The organism is Lentzea sp. HUAS TT2, assembly GCF_051853195.1.
In the GTDB taxonomy this organism is placed as follows: Bacteria; Actinomycetota; Actinomycetes; order Mycobacteriales; family Pseudonocardiaceae; genus Lentzea.
Map to the genome: position 1 here is coordinate 2,304,832 of NZ_CP196667.1, position 17,664 is coordinate 2,322,495.

Annotated in this window: 18 protein-coding genes; 4 read left to right on the forward strand and 14 right to left on the reverse strand. The window is 69.2% G+C overall.

What is annotated here, in order from left to right:
- Positions 1-21 precede the first annotated feature (21 nt).
- The 4 genes from ACSHWB_RS11410 to ACSHWB_RS11425 form a co-directional block, all read right to left on the reverse strand.
- On the reverse strand, positions 22-777 hold the full coding sequence (locus tag ACSHWB_RS11410; protein WP_439664571.1) for a redox-sensing transcriptional repressor Rex: 756 nt from the start codon (positions 775-777) through the stop codon (positions 22-24).
- Between the two features lie 167 nt (positions 778-944).
- Positions 945-2,414 carry a molybdopterin-dependent oxidoreductase gene (locus tag ACSHWB_RS11415; protein ID WP_439662016.1) on the reverse strand — a complete coding sequence of 490 codons (1,470 nt, stop codon included), beginning with the start codon at positions 2,412-2,414 and terminating at the stop codon, positions 945-947.
- 64 nt (positions 2,415-2,478) lie between these two features.
- A complete protein-coding gene (locus ACSHWB_RS11420; protein WP_394615166.1) occupies positions 2,479-2,715 on the reverse strand; it encodes a glutaredoxin family protein in 237 nt (78 codons plus the stop codon).
- 5 nt (positions 2,716-2,720) lie between these two features.
- Complete coding sequence (locus ACSHWB_RS11425) at positions 2,721-4,196, reverse strand: AMP-binding protein (RefSeq protein ID WP_439662017.1); 1,476 nt, start codon at positions 4,194-4,196, stop codon at positions 2,721-2,723.
- Between the two features lie 166 nt (positions 4,197-4,362).
- Here ACSHWB_RS11425 and ACSHWB_RS11430 point away from each other — a divergent pair, with 166 nt between their 5' ends.
- From ACSHWB_RS11430 to ACSHWB_RS11445, 4 genes are all read left to right on the forward strand, one after another.
- A complete protein-coding gene (locus ACSHWB_RS11430; RefSeq protein WP_090094590.1) occupies positions 4,363-4,983 on the forward strand; it encodes a sigma-70 family RNA polymerase sigma factor in 621 nt (206 codons plus the stop codon).
- 54 nt (positions 4,984-5,037) lie between these two features.
- Positions 5,038-6,114: a DUF5667 domain-containing protein gene (locus tag ACSHWB_RS11435; RefSeq protein ID WP_439662018.1), complete on the forward strand. Its 1,077-nt coding sequence runs from the start codon at positions 5,038-5,040 to the stop codon at positions 6,112-6,114.
- A 41-nt stretch (positions 6,115-6,155) separates the two neighbouring features.
- Positions 6,156-7,052 (forward strand): HAD family hydrolase, encoded by an 897-nt coding sequence (locus ACSHWB_RS11440; RefSeq protein ID WP_439662019.1) that lies wholly within the window; start codon positions 6,156-6,158, stop codon positions 7,050-7,052.
- Positions 7,053-7,857: 805 nt separating this feature from the next.
- On the forward strand, positions 7,858-9,183 hold the full coding sequence (locus tag ACSHWB_RS11445) for an isocitrate lyase/phosphoenolpyruvate mutase family protein (protein ID WP_439662020.1): 1,326 nt from the start codon (positions 7,858-7,860) through the stop codon (positions 9,181-9,183).
- Here ACSHWB_RS11445 and ACSHWB_RS11450 read toward each other — a convergent pair.
- The 10 genes from ACSHWB_RS11450 to ACSHWB_RS11495 form a co-directional block, all read right to left on the reverse strand.
- A complete protein-coding gene (locus ACSHWB_RS11450) occupies positions 9,104-10,063 on the reverse strand; it encodes a lysophospholipid acyltransferase family protein (protein ID WP_439662021.1) in 960 nt (319 codons plus the stop codon). The two genes, ACSHWB_RS11445 and ACSHWB_RS11450, sit on opposite strands and share 80 nt — an antisense overlap.
- 16 nt (positions 10,064-10,079) lie before the next feature.
- Positions 10,080-11,117, reverse strand: a complete 1,038-nt coding sequence (locus tag ACSHWB_RS11455) for an NAD-dependent epimerase/dehydratase family protein (RefSeq protein WP_439662022.1) — start codon at positions 11,115-11,117, stop codon at positions 10,080-10,082.
- 276 nt (positions 11,118-11,393) lie between these two features.
- Positions 11,394-11,495, reverse strand: a complete 102-nt coding sequence (locus ACSHWB_RS11460; RefSeq protein ID WP_015105422.1) for a 30S ribosomal protein bS22 — start codon at positions 11,493-11,495, stop codon at positions 11,394-11,396.
- Between the two features lie 120 nt (positions 11,496-11,615).
- Positions 11,616-11,828, reverse strand: a complete 213-nt coding sequence (locus ACSHWB_RS11465; protein WP_030477960.1) for a helix-turn-helix domain-containing protein — start codon at positions 11,826-11,828, stop codon at positions 11,616-11,618.
- A 193-nt stretch (positions 11,829-12,021) separates the two neighbouring features.
- Positions 12,022-12,831 carry a pyrroline-5-carboxylate reductase gene (proC, locus tag ACSHWB_RS11470; RefSeq protein WP_439662023.1) on the reverse strand — a complete coding sequence of 270 codons (810 nt, stop codon included), beginning with the start codon at positions 12,829-12,831 and terminating at the stop codon, positions 12,022-12,024.
- A gap of 10 nt (positions 12,832-12,841) precedes the next feature.
- On the reverse strand, positions 12,842-13,624 hold the full coding sequence (locus ACSHWB_RS11475) for a thioesterase family protein (RefSeq protein ID WP_439662024.1): 783 nt from the start codon (positions 13,622-13,624) through the stop codon (positions 12,842-12,844).
- Positions 13,621-14,517: a proline dehydrogenase family protein gene (locus ACSHWB_RS11480; protein ID WP_439662025.1), complete on the reverse strand. Its 897-nt coding sequence runs from the start codon at positions 14,515-14,517 to the stop codon at positions 13,621-13,623. Before ACSHWB_RS11480 ends, ACSHWB_RS11475 begins: the two co-directional genes overlap by 4 nt.
- Before the next feature lie 21 nt (positions 14,518-14,538).
- Entirely contained in the window at positions 14,539-15,384 is an 846-nt protein-coding gene (locus ACSHWB_RS11485; RefSeq protein ID WP_439662026.1) for a sugar phosphate isomerase/epimerase family protein, read from the reverse strand.
- A complete protein-coding gene (locus ACSHWB_RS11490) occupies positions 15,381-16,661 on the reverse strand; it encodes a hypothetical protein (RefSeq protein WP_439662027.1) in 1,281 nt (426 codons plus the stop codon). Before ACSHWB_RS11490 ends, ACSHWB_RS11485 begins: the two co-directional genes overlap by 4 nt.
- On the reverse strand, positions 16,661-17,641 hold the full coding sequence (locus tag ACSHWB_RS11495; protein WP_439662028.1) for a Ppx/GppA phosphatase family protein: 981 nt from the start codon (positions 17,639-17,641) through the stop codon (positions 16,661-16,663). The genes ACSHWB_RS11490 and ACSHWB_RS11495 overlap by 1 nt, the downstream gene beginning before the upstream one ends.
- Between the last annotated feature and the right edge of the window lie 23 nt (positions 17,642-17,664).

Sequence of the window (17,664 nt, forward strand, 5' to 3'; positions counted from 1 at the left end):
CCGGAGCCGTCTGGCTCACGCTCACGGGCGAATCACCATCCCGTCCACACCGAGTCCGTTGTTGCCGACCGAGACATTGGCAGCCTCGTCCGCACGTCGAGCGACGTGGAACGAAAGGATCTGCATCTCGACCGCCAAGTCAACCTTGCGCACCTCGACGTTGTCTGGAACCTGAAGAACAACTGGTGCGAAGTTCAGAATGCACTGGACGCCCGCAGATACCAAACGGTCGCAAACCGACTGAGCCGCAGGCGGCGGCGTCGCGATGACACCGATCGACACCTCGCGCTCCATGCAGACCGACGTGATCTCGTCGATGTGGTTGACCGGAATGCCCCCAACAGGGATTCCGACGAGATCGTCGTCCACGTCGAAGAGGGCGGTGACCGGGAATCCACGGCCGGGGAACCCGCCGTAGTTCGCGAGAGCGTGACCAAGGTTACCGATGCCGACGACGGCCACGGAGTGGTTCCGGGTGAGGCCGAGGATGCGCTCGATGTGGCTCACGAGGACCTCGACGTCGTAGCCGACGCCCCTCGTGCCGTAGCTGCCGATGTAGCTCAGGTCCTTGCGGAGCTTCGCCGCGTTGACGCCGGCGGCCTGGCTCAGTTCCTCGCTCGAGACCGCGTTCACACCCTGGTCGGCCATGCCGGACAGCACGCGCAGGTACACGGCGAGCCGGGCCACGGCCGCCTCGGGGATCGCACGAGCGCGCTCCCTGTCGGCAGGCTCCACAGGGGTGGTGGTCGTCTCACCTTCGCCCCGCTGTGATGCCACGCTCTCCGACCTCCGGGTGTGGTTCACCGCAGTGACCCCGCGGCGTTGGTGATGCTCACACCGTACCGCTTGTGAACGCATGCACAAAGTCGGTGATCAGGTGTCACAGCACTGGTGACAGGGCGTGACCAGCGCTTCCTCTGTTCATGATCACTACGGGTGAGCCGCTACTCGACCGAGAAGGTGACCGAGTGCCATCCCGTCGCACCGTCGGGAACGGGGTCGAGGCGTGCCTGGTCCTGGGTGAACCCGGACTTGTCGGTGGCCCGGCACTCGACCGTGTGACTGCCCTGCTTCAGGTCCATCTCGATCTTCCACATCCGCCACGTGCTGTCGCTGACGTCGGCCGCGAGCTCGGCCTCCTGCCAGGGCCCGCCGTCCGCCCTGACCTCGACCTTGGCCACGCCCTTGGGCTGCGCCCACGCCGTTCCCGCGATGACCGCCTTGCCCTGCACCTTGCCCATCCGCTGGGGCCGGTCGATGCGCGACGACACCTTGATCGGCGCCCTCGTGGCCCACCCGCGCGGGATCCAGTAGCCCTGTTCCTTCGCGAACGTGGTGACGTTGAGGTCGGTGACCCACTTGGTCGCGGAGACGTAGCCGTAGAGGCCGGGGACGACGAGCCGCGCGGGGAACCCGTGCTCGGCGGGCAGTGGTTCGCCGTTCATGCCGATCGCGATCAGCCCGTTCTCCAGCACGTAGTCGAGCGGGCTGCCCGCGGTGAACCCGTCGTCGCTGGTGCTGAACAGCTGGTCCGCGCCGGCCTTCACACCGGCCTCCCGCAGCACGTCGCCGATCTTGATGCCGACGAAGTTGGCCGTGGAGATGTACGGCCCGCCCACCTCGTTGGAGACGCAGGTCAGCGTGACGGTCTCCTCGACCAGGTCCCGCTGGCGGATCTCCTCGAACGTCAGCACCATCGGCCGCTCGACCATGCCGTGCACCCGCAGCGCCCACTCCTCCGCCCGGATCCGCGGCACGCTCAGCGCGGTGTCGATCCGGTAGAACTCCTTGCTGCTGGTGATGAAGCTAGGGGTGCCGTCTTTGACGAAGTCGGCGTTGAACGGGATCTCCGGCGCCTTGACCTTCGGCGTCAGGTCGCCCACGGCGTTGCGCGAGCCCTCGACGTCGGTCCGGTTGCCGAACAGCTGCCCCGCGACCCCGGCGAAGACCGCCAGCCCCGCGGTGATCAGGAAGCCGCGCCGGCTCTCGCTCTCCTCGGCCTCCCTGTGCAGGTAGCGGAACACGTAGACGCCCGCGGCGGTGCTGGCCACGGGGGCGAGAACGGCGAGCTGGCCGACGTCCGGCCTGGTCACGACCGCCGCGACGCCCACGAACCCGAGCAGCACGGTCACCAGCGTCCCCGGCGCGGGAGAGTTCCTGCTGGCTAGCCCGGCACCCACGCCGATGCCCGCCAGCACGAGGCCCATGCCGATGAGCAGGACGAGCTTGTCAGCGGTGCCGAACGTCGTGACCGCGAAGTCCTTGAGCCAGGACGGCGTGAGGTCGATCGCCGCGTTGCCGACCGCGAGGTACGGCGACGCGCTCAGGCCCACGAAGGCGGCCACCAGGTGCCCGGCCGCGAGGGCGGCGACGAGCGCGAGCAGTCCGGTGAGGGCGGCCTTGGCGGGCTTCATGTCTCTCATTCGACACCCGCGGGGCCCTGGTTCGCTCAGGTCGTAAGCCCTCGGTAATCAACTTCTACGCGAGAGCCGCCCGCAGGCGGTCCTCCTCCACCTTCCAGTACCCGTGCTCGGCCCCGTCGACCAGGAACACCGGCACCCGGTCCCCGTACTCGGCGCGCAGCTCGGGATCGGAGTCGACGTCCTCGACGGACCAGGTGGCGCCCAGCTCCGCGCAGATCCGCTCGATCTCGACGGCGGCCTCCTCGCAGGAGTGGCACGACACCCGGCTCATCAACGTCACGTGGTGGGTCATGCCCGTCATGCTCCCAAAGGCCTGCGCAGGACGGCGCGCGCCAGCTTGCCCGTCGGCGAGTGCGGCAGGGCGGTGGCGAACTCCACCACCGTCGGCACCTTGAACTTGGCCAGGCGGGCGGCGCAGTGCGCGACGACGTCCTCGGTCGACGCCTCGGCACCCTCGCGCAGCACCACGACGACCTTCACCGACTCGCCGGTCTTCTCGTCCGGCACGCCGACGGCCGCGGCCTCCAGGACGCCGGCCATCTCGCCGATGACCTGCTCGACCTCGTGCGGGTAGACGTTGAAGCCGTTGACGATGATCAGGTCGCCTGCCCTGTCGACCAGGTGCAGATCGCCGTCGGCGTCGATGAAGCCCACGTCGCCCGTGCGGAACCAGCCCGAGCCGTCCGGGCCGTGCACGCCGTCGGGCCAGTAGCCGCTGAAGAGGTTGTCGCCCTTCGCGGACACCAGGCCCGTGCCCGGCTCGTCCTCGTCGATGTCGAGCACCGAGCCGTCGGTGTCGACCAGCCGGATCTCGACGCCCGGCAGCGCCTGGCCCACCGATCCCGGCTTCGGCACGCCGCCGACCAGCGTCGACGTGAGCACCGGGCCCGTCTCGGTCAGGCCGTAGCCCTCGTAGATCGGGATGCCGATGGCACCGCGCATCTCGGCGATGACACCCGCGGGCAGCGGGGCGGCGCCGGAGGTGAACAGGCGGATGGTGGCGAGCTTCTCGCGCAGCACCTCGGCCGGGTGGGCGAGCAGCGCCCGGTACATGGGCGGCACGCCGACCATCGTGGTGACGCGGTGCTCCTCGATGACGTCCAGCACCGCGGCCGGGTCGAAGCGCTCCATCAGGACCGCCGTGGCACCGGCGCCCGCCACCTGCAGCAGGCCGGGGCCGAGGCCGTAGACGTGGAACAACGGCAGCGCGAGCAGCACCCGGTCGCCCGCCGTGACGGGGGCGGGGCGCAGCGAGGCGCACTGCGAGACGTTCGCGAGCAACGCCCGGTGCGACAGCATCGCGCCGCGCGGCACGCCGGACGTGCCCGAGGTGTAGCCGAGAACGGCCAGGTCCTCGCCCCCGCGCACGGCCTCGAACGGCTCCGCGGTGGCGGTGACGTCCGGGACGTCGAGCACCTGGGCGTCCGACCCCTCGCCGTCGCCCACGAGCAGCGCGGCGCCGGAGTCGGCCAGGATCCGCTGGAGCTCACGCGGCGGGTTGCCGGGGCCGGTGGGCACCACGACACCACCCGCGCGCAGAATTCCGAACACGGCGACCACGAACTCGGGGCTCGTGGGCAGCCGTACCGCCACTCGGTCGCCCGGTTCGAGTCCGGAATCGGCCAAACGGCGGGCGAAAGCATCGGTCGCGCCGTCGATGGTTTCCCACGTGAGGCTCTTACCGCTCGCTACGTCCACCAAGGCGACGTGGCTGGGTCCCCGCTGTGCCGAAGCACGGACCAGATCTGACACATTGCGAGCGGAAGTCAACATGGCCTCCTCATGAACAACTGGACGCTTCGAGCAGTCTTCCACGCGTGACGAGCGTCATGAAGTCACGGTTGGCTCGTCTCTCACTCGCAACCCCGTCCGCTACCTACTACGGAGTAACAACACGTATGCTGCCGCCACGGCGACTCTGTGGAGGTGCCGCGAGCCGATGACCGCGCGGGCACGACCGAACACGATCAGGACCACCCGAACCATGACGGGGGGTCAGCACGACAACGCCGCCGACGAGCCGTGGCAGCTCGTCAAGGCCGCCCAAGAGGGTGACACCGGGGCGTTCGGAGTGCTGTACGACAAGTACGTCGACATGGTTTTTCGCTATGTCCTCTTCCGGGTGGGCGGCGACCGCGCGTTCGCCGAGGACGTGACGAGCGAGACGTTCCTCCGGGCTCTGCGCAGCATCGGTTCGGTCAGCTACCAGGGCCGCGACGTGGGCGCGTGGTTCGTCACGATCGCCCGCAACATCGTGTTCGACCACGTGAAGTCGAGCCGCTACCGGCTCGAGGTCACGACCGCCGAACTGCAGGACAACCGCGAGGAGACGAGCGGCCCCGAGCAGGAGGTCATGACCGAGGCGACCAACGCGGAGCTGCTCCGGTGCGTCTCACAGTTGGGTGACGACCAGCGCGAGTGCATCGTGCTGAGGTTCATCGAAGGCAAGTCGGTGTCCGAGGTCGCGCAGCTCATGGACCGCAACGAGGGCGCCGTGAAGGCTTTGCAACACCGAGCCGTGAGGCGGCTCGCACAGATCCTCCCGTCCTGGTTGCGGTGATAGCGATCGCAAGGGCGTAACCCAAAGCAGATCAACTTCGTTACTCGGGCTGAGATGGACGGCAAGGGAAGAACACCGCGGTGGCGGCACACGGAGCACGAGCGATTCGCCCGTGCCGTTGAAGGCGGCCCACAGCCGGTAGGCAACGACGACCTCGCTGATGACCTCGCGATCGTCGAACTCCTCCGGCAGATGGACGTCGGCCCGGACGCCGAGGCGCGCGAACGGATGAGACAGCGCGTCCTCACCGCGCCCCCACCGGAGAAGCCACTGGTGCTCTCGTCGGTAAGACGGGTGGGAGCGCGCGCACGATTAGCGGTCGCAGCGGCCGCGGTCCTCTGCTTGCTGATGTCACTCGCAGGCATGAGCGTGCTGCTCAGCCGTGACGCGCTCCCGGGAGACCCGCTCTACGGCATCAAGCGCACCACCGAAAGCGCCTCGCTGGGCCTGACCTTCGACGACGAGGACCGGGCCTTCAAGCACCTGGAGTTCGCCACGTCCAGGGTCACCGAGATGGAAACCCTGGCCGACCGCTCCTCCGACTCGTCAGCCCAGCTCACGGCCCTGACCGACCTGGACACCGACGCGGTGGAGGGCGCCCGCCGCCTGACCACCTACGCGACGTCGTCCGACAAGACCGCCCTACCGGTCCTCCGCGACTGGGCCCTCGCCCAGTACGTGAAGATCGGCACCCTGCGCCCCCGCCTCCCAGGCGACGCCGGCGCCCACGCCGACACGACGATGTGGCTGCTGGCCAGCATCGCCCAACGGGCCCACGACCTGGCGGCACGAGCCACCTGCGACGCCGTGACCAGCGGTTCCTCCGACCCGCTCGGCCCGCTGCCGGCCAAGGACGAGTGCGCGTCGGCGACAACCGACCCGTCCCCGTCCACGTCGAGCAAGCCCTCCGCGGCACAGCCGACGCAGTCGGGCCAGCCGAACCCGTCGGCCTCGGCCCCGGTTTCGGTCCAGCCCACCCAGTCGGCGAATCCGGGCTCGACGGCCCCCACGCCGTCCAAGCCGGGCACCCCCACGACCCCGTCGACGAGCAAGCCGGGAATCACGATCCCGCTCCCGCTACCGCTCCCCAGCATCTCGCTTCCGCTTCTCCCCGGCATCAGCTTCGGCTGAGTCGGGCGCTTTCCGACGAACCTGATCGCTACGCTTGCGACATGGCAGGGAAGCGTGAGTTGGAGAGCGACCGGCTGGCCGAACTAGCCGGCGAGGCATCGGCAGACGCGGCGATCCAGGCTGCTGCGATGGCGCCAGAACTCGACGCCTCCCTGACGGTCCCGCCGGACCTGACGGCAGCGGCCTTCTTCGACGTGGACAACACGATGATGATGGGCGCGTCGATCTTCCACTTCGCCCGAGGCCTGGCCGCGCGCAAGTACTTCTCCTCGTCCGACCTGGCAGGCTTCGTCTGGCAACAGCTGAAGTTCCGGGTAGGCGGCCGGGAAGACCCGGAATCCGTCAAGGCGAGCCGCGAACAGGCACTCTCCTTCGTGGCGGGCAGAAGCGTCGCCGAACTCGTCTCCCTGGGCGAGGAGATCTACGACGAACTGATGGCCGACCGCATCTGGAAGGGCACCCAAGCCCTGGCCCAGATGCACCTGGACGCAGGCCAGCGAGTCTGGCTGGTCACCGCCACCCCGGTGGAACTCGCCCAGATCATCGCCCGCCGCCTGGGCCTGACCGGCGCCCTGGGCACCGTCTCCGAATCGGAGAACGGCGTCTACACGGGCCGCCTGGTGGGCGACCTGCTGCACGGCAAGGCCAAAGCACAGGCGGTCCGCTCCCTGGCGGCGAAAGAGGGCCTGGACCTGCGCCGCTGCACCGCGTACTCGGACTCCTCGAACGACGTCCCGATGCTCTCGGTGGTGGGCACGGCAGTGGCCGTGAACCCGGACTCACAGCTGCGCGAAGTCTCCCGCCGCAAGGGCTGGGAGATCCGAGACTTCAGAACCGGCCGAAAGGCAGCGAAGATCGGCGTCCCGTCAGTGCTGGGAGCAGGAGCCCTGGCAGGCGCGGTAGCAGCCACGATGGCATACCGGCGTCGCGTGAAATAGCCGGCCACACCGATCAGACGCGACGCCGGAGCAAGGAATCAGCCGCCACAGGACGCACGCGAGGCGACCACCTACGAACTCGCGACCGGCACGTCGATCCCGAGCCCACGCCACCCAGCTTCCCCACCGGCCGTCAGAACGACAGCCCGGGAAGACCCGATCCTCCGAACCCACCCACGCTCGAAGAACGAAGAACACAAGTGGGCCCCGGCCGCCCCAGCGAGATGGGGCACCCGCTCAGTCCAGTCCAGACACCCCCGGCTGACCTGACGCTGAGACGGTTCGAACCCGAGCTCCTTCAACCAAACCATCCCGGGTTCGGTGACAACGAGCTCAGCCGTGACCACCCCCAGCCCCACCAGCCCGGACGTCAACGCAATCCCCAGCCGGCCAGCCAAGTGGTCGTAACAGGTCCGCCCCCGAGCCATGGCCTCGGAAACAGCAGCCGCCTTCAACCCGCGCGGCCGCGAACCGGGACCGGCAAAGGCCACCAAGCTCTCCAGCAACTCGGCAACATGCGGCCCGGCCAACGCCAGGTACCGGTGCCGCCCCTGCCGATGCTCGACCAGCACCCCACCCTCGACCAGCCGGGTCGAATGCTCACTGGCGGTGGACACAGCCACCCCGGCATGGACAGCCAACTCCCGGACAGTCCAAGCCCGCCCGTCCAGCAGCGCCCCGCACATGGCAGCGCGAGTCCGATCCGCAAGCAGCCCAGCAACCTGGGCAAGTGCCTCCACCCCGCCATCATGCGACCAGAACACTTCGGCCGACACCGAACGGTCCACGCCCTACCGTCGAGCACATGACCAAAGAGCTGCTGAACCTCCCGGTCCCACACCCCCAGCCAGGAGATGCGGGCGTGGCATGGCTCAGGTCATCGGTGGTCAGGTTCAGCAACGGCGAAGAACACCTCCGCAGACGCGCCCTGACCACCCAGCTCCTCGAGAACGTCACCGCCACCACCCTCGAAGAACTGGCCACCCGACTGGCCCTCCCCGGCGCGCTGGACGACATAGCCACAATCGCCGGCAGCTACCAGCTCCACGAGCCCATCACCCCAGAGGCAGACGCAGCGGTAGAACGTCTGGCACCCGGCCACGACGAGGTGACCGCGGCAAGGATCGGCCTCCTGGTGCAGGCCTGGGCAGCCACCCGCACACTGGCCGACCGCCTGCGCACAGGTGATCCAACCCCGGCAGTCCCGATCACACGACGAGCAACGGCCGTAGGCACCATCGAGGTGAGCCTCACGGACCACCCGTTCGGCCACGGCCCCCACGCCTGCCCAGGCCGCGCCCTGGCCACGAGAATCGCCAAGAACATGGCGTTCAAGGCCATGCACCACCAGGAAGACCCGCTGATCCTCCCGAACGCCTGGGACCACGCCTCAGCCGCAGCCCTGCACGCAGCAGGTTTCCGGGCAATCGGCACGACAAGCCTGGGAGTGGCGGCAGCCCACGGCATCCCGGACGGCATGGGCAAGGCCGGCGACCAGGCGACAGCCCTGGCCAAGCTCCTGGCCACGTTCCCGTGCCCGGTCACCGCAGACCTGGAGTCGGGCTTCGGCAAGGCACCCGCAGAGGTAGCGGAACTGGTCGCGGATCTCGGCGTAGCGGGCGTGAACCTGGAAGACGGCCGCCCGCACGGCCTGGCCAGCCCGCAAGAGCAGGCAGAACTGATCAGAGCCGTCAAAGAACGCGCACCGGGCGTCTTCCTCAACGCCCGAATCGACACCCACTGGCAGGGCATCGCCCTGGAGGAGACCGAGGACCGGGCGCGCCGCTACGTGGACGCCGGCGCGGACGGGATCTTCGTGGCGGGCCTGACCGAGCCGAGAGACATCGAGAAGCTCGCAACCCTGGCCCCGCTGAACGTCCTGGCCCAGCAACGCACACCACAAGAGCTGAAAAACCTCGGCGTGAAGCGCATCAGCACCGGCTCGCTGCTGTTCAGAGCAGCCCTGCACCACACCGTCGCGACCGCAACAGCGGTACGCGACGGCGAACCCACCGCAAAGTCCTTCACCTACGAAGAGACCCAGGACCTGATCAGCCGAGGAACACGTTCCGACGCTGGGTCAGCAGCCGGTACAGCGTCTGCTGGATGGTCTCCCGCACCTGGTCGGTGAGGTTGAACACGAGCATCGGGTCGTCCGCGGCGTTCTCCCCGAACACATCCGTCCGGATCGGCTCACCGAACTCGATGTACCACTTGGACGGCAGCGGAATGGCCCCCAGCGGCCCGAGCAGCGGGAAGAACGGCGTGACCGGGAAGTACGGGAAACCCAGCAACCGGGCCAGCGCCTTGATGTCCCCGATCATCGGGTAGATCTCCTCGGCCCCGACGATCGAGCAGGGGATGATCGGCACGCCCGTCTTCAACGCCGCGGACACGAACCCGCCACGACCGAAGCGCTGCAGCTTGTACCGGTCCTTGAACGGCTTGCCGACACCCTTGAACCCCTCCGGCCACACACCGACGAGCTCACCGGACGACAGCAGCCGCTCGGCGTCCGGGTTGCACGCCAGCGTCTGACCGCCCTTGCGCGCGAGGGCGCCGAGCAGCGGGGTGCGGAACACCAGGTCTGCGCCCAGGCCGCGGAGGTGGCGGTGTGCCGGGTGCTCGGACGCGATGCCGTAGGACGTCATCAGGGCGTCGAGCGGCACCACCCCGGAGTGGTTCGCCACGATCAGCGCGCCGCCGGCCGTCGGGATGTTGTTCAGGCCGATGGTCTCGACGCGGAACCACTTCTCGTACAACGGCTTCAGCGGCGGCATCAGCACGTTCTCGGTGAGGTCGCGGTCGAACCCGAACTCGTCGATCTGGTAGTCGCCCGCGATCCGCCTGCGCGCGAACGACAGCAGGTCGGCCAGCCTGCGTTCCCAGTCCGGTGTCTCGGACTGCTGCTGCTCGGGTTCGGGAACCACCTCGACGTGGCGCGATCTCCTCGCGGCGTCGCGTTCCGGGCTGTGCAGCGGGATAACGCGTGCTCCTGCCACTGCGTTCATCTCCTCAAAGCAAAGATCAGCGGAAACGAGCGGCCGCGTCGAGGATTCCCCGCTCCGCGGCTTCGACCGTCTCCGGGTCGATGAGCGGCTTCAGACCTCGGCCGCTCACGTAGTCGTCGAACGCCTGCTGGGTGGTCCACCGCGGCGTGAACCCGAACTCCTTGCGCAGCAGGGTGGTGTCGACCACACGCCCCCAGTTGAGGAACCTCATCTGGTCTGGCGAGAAGTCGACGAGCCGGGCGCTCCGGAAGAAGCCTCCGACCGTGGGCACGGCGGCACTGGGCACCGGCAGGTTCAGCCTGCCCGCCCGCCTGATCGCCTGCGACAGCAGCAGCACGCCGTCGCCGCCCACGTTGTACACACCGGGCAGGTCGTGCAGCGTCGCGCGTTCCAGGACCGCCAGGGCGTCCTCGGAGTGCAGCAGCTGCACACGTGCGTCGTAGCCCAGGACGGTGGGCACGACCGGTAGGGCGAAGTAGCGCGTCAGGACCGTGTCGATGCGCGGGCCGATGAAGTTCGTGAAACGCAGTGTCGTGACGTTCACGTCCGGCCTGCGGCGGCCGAACCCGCGCACGTAGCCCTCGACCTCGACCGCGTCCTTGGCGTAGCCGGACGACGGCAGGTCCTTGGGGCCCATGTCCTCGGTGAACACCGCCGGGTCGCGGCTGCTGGACCCGTAGACGGCGCTGGTGGACTTCACGACGAGCTTCTGCACCTTGGGCGACTTCTGGCACGCGGCCAGCAGCTGCATGGTGCCGATGACGTTCATCTCCTTCATCGCGGTGCGACCGGTGGGCCCGGCCGGGTTCGCGGTGACGGAGGCGTGGACGACCGTGTCCACGTTCGCGGTGGAGATGACCTTGCTGATCAGCGGGTTGCGGATGTCCGCCCGCACGAACTCGGCCCTGCCCATGCGGCGCAGCAGATCGCGCGGCGGCGGCTCGGTGTCCACACCGAGCACGCGCTCGATGTCCGGGTTCGCGGCGAAGCGCGCGGCGAGATGGCCGCCTAGGAAGCGGCTGACTCCGGTGACGAGGACGACCTTGGGCGTCATGCGACTCCAAGCACGGTGAGCGTTGCGATTGGTCGATGCTACAGACCAATTCGAGAACCGGAGGGGGCCGGAACGCCGTCTTGACGCAGGTCACGCAGCCTTTACCGGCTAATCACCCGAACGGAGGCGACCGATCCCGTGTTTCCGCGGGTTCGTCTCAGTGGGTGATATCCGTGCCCCTGCAAGCACCCGTGCGGGTACCACCTGGGCACCCCGGGAAACGCAACCGCCGCCGATCTCCGTGAGGAGACCGGCGGCGGTAGAGCGCATGCGGGCTTACTTGCCGCGCTTCCTGCGCTGGACCCTGGTCTTGCGCAGCAGCTTGCGGTGCTTCTTCTTCGACATGCGCTTGCGGCGCTTCTTGATGACCGAGCCCATGCGGGTTCCTTAGCTCTAGACGTTGCTTTGACTGGCGCGCCCCAGCCTTGGCCGTGTCAAGCACGGCGCGCCGGTAAGCACGATCGGCCTACCAGTCTACCCGGCGAGGTTCACCAGCCTTCAGCCAGCGTCGAAGTACGCGTTCTCCAGGTAGGCGTGGACCGCCTTCTCGGGCACCCGGAACGACTTGCCGACCCGCACAGCGGGCAGCTCACCGGAGTGCACCAGGCGGTACACGGTCATCTTGGAGACCCGCATCATCGACGCCACCTCGGCCACGGTCAGGAACTGGACCTGAGCGAGACCTGTTCGTTCGTTCTCCTTCGCAGGCATACATCACCGCATCCTTCGACACGTGTCGTGCCGTCGGTCTTCCCCACCGACGGTTCGACACGCACGTGCTGCCCTGAGAGTAGCGGGACTGGTGTGACTCCTGCGACGTCCAAGTGGGGTTCGCCCCTCACTTGGCAACCTCACGCGGGGACCTTTCGTACCGCATGACGGTACGAAAGGTCCCCGCGTGAGGTCAGTCCTCGTGCTGACGGCCCAGTTCGGCGGAACGGTCGCGGGCGCTCTCGATGGCCGCGATGAGAGCCGCGCGGACGCCGTGCTTCTCCAGCTCGCGGATGGCCATGATGGTCGTGCCGGCGGGCGACGTGACGGCCTCACGCAGGATGACCGGGTGGTTCGAGCCCTCGGCCAGCATCGTCGCGGCACCCACCGCGGACTGGATGATGAGCTGCGAGGCCAGGTCGCGCGGGATGCCGAGCAGGATGCCCGCGTCGATCATCGCCTCGACCAGGAAGAAGAAGTACGCGGGACCGGAGCCCGACAGCGCCGTCACCGCGTCCTGCTGCGACTCCGGCACGACCGCGACCTTGCCCACGGTCGACAGCAGCTCCTCGACGACCGCGAGGTGCTCAGGCGTGGCGTTGGAGCCGCCTGAGACGGCGCTCATGGCCTCACCGACGACCATCGGCGTGTTCGGCATGACCCGCACGACCGGGGTGCCCTCGGGCAGCCTGCGCTCGTACAGGGCCGTCGGCAGGCCCGCGCACAGCGACACGATCAGCGTGCCGGGACGCAGCACCGGGCCGAGTTCGGTGAGGAGCGGTTCGATGTCCTGCGGCTTGACCGCCACGACCAGCACGTCGGCCTTGGCGGCCGCGCCCGCGATCGTGACGGCCTCGAACCCGTACTGCTCGGTGAGCGAGCGGGCACGGGACTCGTGCTTCTCCGTGAACATCAGATCGGTGGCCGCGCGGCCACCCTGCAGCAGCCCGGACAGCAGCGCCTCACCGATCTTGCCCGCGCCGAGCACCGCGATCTTCGTCATCGGTCAAGTCTCACACAGCGGGGGTCAGCGCCAGCTGTCGTGCCTGGCACACGAGGCGCCCCGCCGAGTCGATCACCGTGGCGTCCTCGTCGAACCACTGGCCGTGCACCGCCTGGCAGGTGACGTGGATGCGCAGCCAGCCGGGCGCCGGGCGGGCCCGCAGCAACGCCGTCAGCTGCACGGTCGGCGACCAGCCGAAACGGCCGAGGTTGAACGTCACCGGCATCGACAGGTCGCCCGCGAGCAACGCGAAGTACGGGTCCGGCTGCTCGTCGGTCGGCCGCGCCCAGAGCTTGAGCGTCAGCGGCCCGTCCGTGCGCCGGTCGAGGAACGTCGCCGACTCGCGGTCCACCCGCAGGTCGCACAGCGCTCCCACCCGGTAGGTCCCGCCGGTCGGGAACGTCGCCATCTCCACCGAGCCGGGCGGGGGTGCGGCGGGCATCGTCGGCAGGTTCACGTAGTCGGCGCGGTGCTCGGGGATCCGCCCCGTCGTCACCGACGCCTCCACGCACACCTGGCCGCGCTGCTCCAGCGACACCGCGATGACCGTCGCCGTCCGCCCCGCCTTGCGCACGTCGGTGCGGACCAGCACGGGCCCCACCTCCGGCGCACGCAGGAACTGGGCGGCCACGGCCAGCGGATCACCGTCCGCGACCTGTGCCGCGGCACGGGTCATCACCGCGAGGAGGAAACCGCCGTGGGGCTTGGGGCCCACGGTCCACTCGGCGGGCAGGGAAGCGGTGAAGGTTCCGTCACCGAGCGACCGCACCGCACTGGACTTCGAGAAGGTCATGAGCGGCTGGCCAGCGACCGCAGGAAAAAGGTCACGTTGGCGGGCCGTTCCGCAAGTCGCCGCATGAGATATCCGTACCACTGCTCGCCGTAGGGGACATAAACACGAGTGCCGAGACGCCTCTGCTCCTCGGTCCGGATGCCGTAGAGCATCTGGTACTCGAAATCAGTTTTGTCATACCAGCGGGCTCGTTCGCCAATGATCTCGATCAGGCGCGGGTCGTGCGTCGCGAACATCGGGTACCCCTCTCCGGCGAGGAGAACGTTCAGGCACCGCACGTAGTTCAGATCAACCTCGGATGGATCCTGAATCGCAACCTCGGCGGGCTCCGCGTAGGCGCCCTTGACCAGCCTGACCCTGCTCCCGGGCCCTGCGAGCGCCTTGCAGTCGTCCAGCGTCCTGTGCAGGTACGACTGCAGCACCGCGCCCACCCACGGCCAGCTGCGGCGCAGCTCGTGCAGGATCCGCAGCGTCGAGTCGGTGGTGGTGTGGTCCTCCATGTCGAGCGTGACCGTGGTGCCGCACTGCTCGGCGGCGGCGCAGATCCGGGAGGCATTCGTCAGGGCGAGGGCTTCGTCGAGAGACTGTCCAACTGCGGACAGCTTGACGCTCACCTCTGCGTTGCGGGACAGCCCCGCCGCGTGCAGCGCGTCGAGCAGTTCCAGGTACGCCTGAACGGTCTTCTCGGCCTGGGCCTTGTCCGTGGTGTCCTCGCCGAGGTAGTCCAGCGTCACCGGCAGCCCGAGGCCCCGCACGACCTCCACGGCGTCCGCCGTGGTCTCTCCGGCGACGAACCGTTTGACGACATCACGGCTGATGGGCGCGTTGGCGACGAGGTGGCGGACCGTCTCGTTGCGAGACGCGGCCATGATCAACGCTCGCAGCGGGTTCACACCGGAAACCCTAACCCGGACTCACCGCGACAGTGCCGAACGACCCTTGCCAGGACCACCTTCTGTCGACCAGTCGAGGTGCAGCCGCGCGAACAGCAACGCCTCCGCGAGCATCTCCCGCCGCGCAGAGGCGGACCCGGCCCGCCGCGTGTTGACCTCCAGCACGACCTGGCCGTCGAACCCGCCCCTGGCGAGCATCTCGCACAGTTCCGCGCACGGCTGGGTACCGCGCCCCGGCACCATGTGCTCGTCCTTGGGCGCCCCGGACCCGTCCGCGAGGTGGATGTGCCGCAGCCCGTCGCCCATCCGCTTGGCCAGTTCCAGCGCGTCCATGTGCGCGGCGGCCGAGTGCGACAGGTCGAGCGTGTAGTTGCGGTGCCCGACGTCGGTCGGGTCCACGGACGGCTTGAACGCGTTCATCTCCACCGTGCGACCGCGGCCCAGCGGCCGGCGCACCGGGAACATGTTCTCCACGGCGATCGCGATCCCGCTCTCGTCCTCCAGGGACGACACCAGCTCCGCGAACCCGTCCGCGTACTTGCGCTGCCACCGGAACGGCGGGTGCAGCACCACGGTCGGCGCGCTCAGGTCCGCAGCCGCCTGGACGGCCCTGCGCAGGCGTTCCGACGGGTCCGGTGACCACACGCGCTGCGAGATGAGCAGGCAGGGCGCGTGCACGGCCAGCACCGGCATGCCCGACCGGGCCGACAGGCGGTCGACCGCGCGGATGTCCTGCGACACCGGGTCGGCCCACACCATCAGCTCGACGCCGTCGTAGCCGAGCTCGGACGCCATCTCGAACGCCGCTCCGGCGGGCTGCGGGTAGACCGATGCCGTGGAAAGCCCGACCGGGATGCGGGCGGTCAACTCTTCACCAGCAGCATCGCCGCTGGTGAGACGGTCACGATGAGGCCTACGAGCACGGCCAGGACGGTGGTCTGCAGATCGTCCGCCCTGCGGATCTTTCGCACCAGCAACACCAGACCCACGGTAACCGCCAGGGCCACCACGAGTGCGGCGGCGGGCACCGAGCGCCACAGGAAGTTGAACGCGAGCCACAGGCCGGCACCGCCCAGCACGCCGACGGCGAGCTGGCCGATCATGATCAGCCATTCCTTGCCGGCCGAGCGCGGTTCGGCGTCCTCCGGGTCCTCGTCCGCCTCACCGGCGTCGTCGAGGCCGGCGGGACCCTCGTCGTCGTCCTCGCCGTCCTCGTCGTCGTCCGCGAGGTAGTCGTCCTCGGCGCGGTAGGCGGCGTACTCCTGCGAGTCGTCGTCCACGTACGGGCCGGGGTGCGCCGCGGTCGACTCCATCGGCGCCATCGACAGGTCGGTCTTGGCCTGCGCGTCGTCGTCGCTGAACCAGGCGTCCGGCACGTTGCCCGGCAACGGCTCCGGCAGCTTCGGCGGGGCGGGCGGCACGATCAGCACGGACTCGGTCTCGAGCGCGGCGATCTTGTCCACCGGCGCCTTCGCCGGGATGCGCGGGAGCTGCTCGGTCATCGCCTCGCGCGGCGGGCCGGGGACCGGCATCTGCACCGACGGCGGCACCGGTTTCGGCGGCCGGGTGATGTTCGTGCGCGACGGCGAGCCCGCCTGGTCGAGCCTCGACTCCAGGCGGCCGGGCACCTCGGGGCGCGGCATGCCGGAGTTCGACGGCTGGTCGCGGACCTGCGGCACCTGCCGGGTCTGCTCGGCGGCCGCGGGAGGCGGCGGCACCGGCGCGGGCTTGGGCGCCGGCTGCGGCGGGGACGGTCTGCGGACCAGTGGCGGCGGGGCCTGCGGCACCGGCATCTGCTGCGAGGGCTGCGGCGCCTTCTGCGGTGCCTTCTGCGGCGGCGCGACCGGCGGCTTCGGCTGGTACGCCGTGCGCTCGGCTGCGGCAGGCGGGGGTGCCTGCGGTTCGGGGGCGGCGCGACGGCCCGGCTGCGGCACGTCGTCGTCGCGGATCGCCATCAGGCGGCCGCTGTCGGACAGCACCCGCTCGATGATCGTCTGGGGCGCGGTCTCCGGCTGCTGGACGTCGTCCTCGTCGTCAGCCCGGCGGCGTCGCCGACGTGGCGCACTCTCTGCGCTGCCCCCGTACTGGGCGAGCAGCTCAGCGACTGTGCGCTGCGTCTGGTCCGATCCGCTCTCTCGACTCATCAACTCCACCGTGCCCCGGTCTGGCCAGTCCGTCCAGTATCGCTCTGGTCCGTCCCGTCAGTGTGGTCCAGCCGTCGGAGGATGACACCCTCCCGGAGTGCCCAGGGGCAAATCTCCAGCTGGGTGAGTGACAGGGCTCGCATTGTGGCCTCCGCGACCAACGCCCCCGCGACGAGCTGATGGGCGCGTGAAGTGCTCACGCCTTCCAGCTCCGCGAGGTCGTGGGCCGACATCCGGGAAATGAACGCGATCAGCTGCCGCAGGCCCGCATCGGTGAGCACGCGTCGTGCCCTGGGCCCGGCAGACGATGGCGCGGCCCCGGTGAGCCGCGCCAGCGTTCGGAAAGTTTTCGAGGTCGCAACCACTCGATCGGGTTCACCCGCGCGTTTCAGCTTCCGCGCCACGGGCGCGAGCTGCTCGGCGAGCCAGTCGGTGGTCTCGCGGACCTCCGAGCGCCGGGGCGGATCCTTCTTGAACCGGGTCCTGGTGAGCCGTCCCGCGCCGAGGGGCACGGAGAAGGCCAGATCCGGGTTCTCGTCACGGCCGATGGCGAGCTCCAGCGAGCCGCCACCGATGTCGAGGCTCAGCAACTTGCCCGCGGACCAGCCGTACCAGCGGCGGACCGCGAGAAACGTGTACTTCGCCTCGTCCTCGCCGGACAGGACCTTGAGGTCGACCCCGGTCTCGGTGCGCACCCGGTCGAGCACCTCTCCCGAGTTGCCCGCCTCGCGCACCGCCGAGGTCGCGAACGCCATCAGGTCGTCGCAGCCGGACTTCCTGGCCGACGCCTTCGCGGCGGCCACGGCACGAACCAGCTGGTCAGCGCCCGCCTTGCGGAGCAGTCCCTTGTCATCCAGCTGCTCGGCAAGACGGAGGATCGTCTTCTCCGACGTCATCGGGATGGGGTGGGCACCACGATGCGCGTCCACCACCAGTAGGTGGACGGTGTTGGAACCCACGTCGAGAACGCCCAGGCGCACGCCGGAAACGGTACCTGGTCGTG

Bases quoted from the DNA above. Each gene is read 5' to 3' on its own strand.
- ACSHWB_RS11445 (WP_439662020.1), top strand. From the start codon at position 7,858: ATGACCAAAGAGCTGCTGAACCTCCCGGTCCCACACCCCCAGCCAGGA.
- ACSHWB_RS11435 (WP_439662018.1), top strand. From the start codon at position 5,038: ATGGACGGCAAGGGAAGAACACCGCGGTGGCGGCACACGGAGCACGAG.
- ACSHWB_RS11440 (WP_439662019.1), top strand. From the start codon at position 6,156: ATGGCAGGGAAGCGTGAGTTGGAGAGCGACCGGCTGGCCGAACTAGCC.
- ACSHWB_RS11430 (WP_090094590.1), top strand. From the start codon at position 4,363: ATGACCGCGCGGGCACGACCGAACACGATCAGGACCACCCGAACCATG.
- ACSHWB_RS11425 (WP_439662017.1), bottom strand. From the start codon at position 4,196: ATGTTGACTTCCGCTCGCAATGTGTCAGATCTGGTCCGTGCTTCGGCA.
- ACSHWB_RS11420 (WP_394615166.1), bottom strand. From the start codon at position 2,715: ATGACCCACCACGTGACGTTGATGAGCCGGGTGTCGTGCCACTCCTGC.
- ACSHWB_RS11490 (WP_439662027.1), bottom strand. From the start codon at position 16,661: ATGAGTCGAGAGAGCGGATCGGACCAGACGCAGCGCACAGTCGCTGAG.
- proC (WP_439662023.1), bottom strand. From the start codon at position 12,831: ATGACGAAGATCGCGGTGCTCGGCGCGGGCAAGATCGGTGAGGCGCTG.
- ACSHWB_RS11450 (WP_439662021.1), bottom strand. From the start codon at position 10,063: ATGAACGCAGTGGCAGGAGCACGCGTTATCCCGCTGCACAGCCCGGAA.
- ACSHWB_RS11460 (WP_015105422.1), bottom strand. From the start codon at position 11,495: ATGGGCTCGGTCATCAAGAAGCGCCGCAAGCGCATGTCGAAGAAGAAG.
- ACSHWB_RS11475 (WP_439662024.1), bottom strand. From the start codon at position 13,624: ATGACCTTCTCGAAGTCCAGTGCGGTGCGGTCGCTCGGTGACGGAACC.
- ACSHWB_RS11465 (WP_030477960.1), bottom strand. From the start codon at position 11,828: ATGCCTGCGAAGGAGAACGAACGAACAGGTCTCGCTCAGGTCCAGTTC.
- ACSHWB_RS11415 (WP_439662016.1), bottom strand. From the start codon at position 2,414: ATGAAGCCCGCCAAGGCCGCCCTCACCGGACTGCTCGCGCTCGTCGCC.
- ACSHWB_RS11455 (WP_439662022.1), bottom strand. From the start codon at position 11,117: ATGACGCCCAAGGTCGTCCTCGTCACCGGAGTCAGCCGCTTCCTAGGC.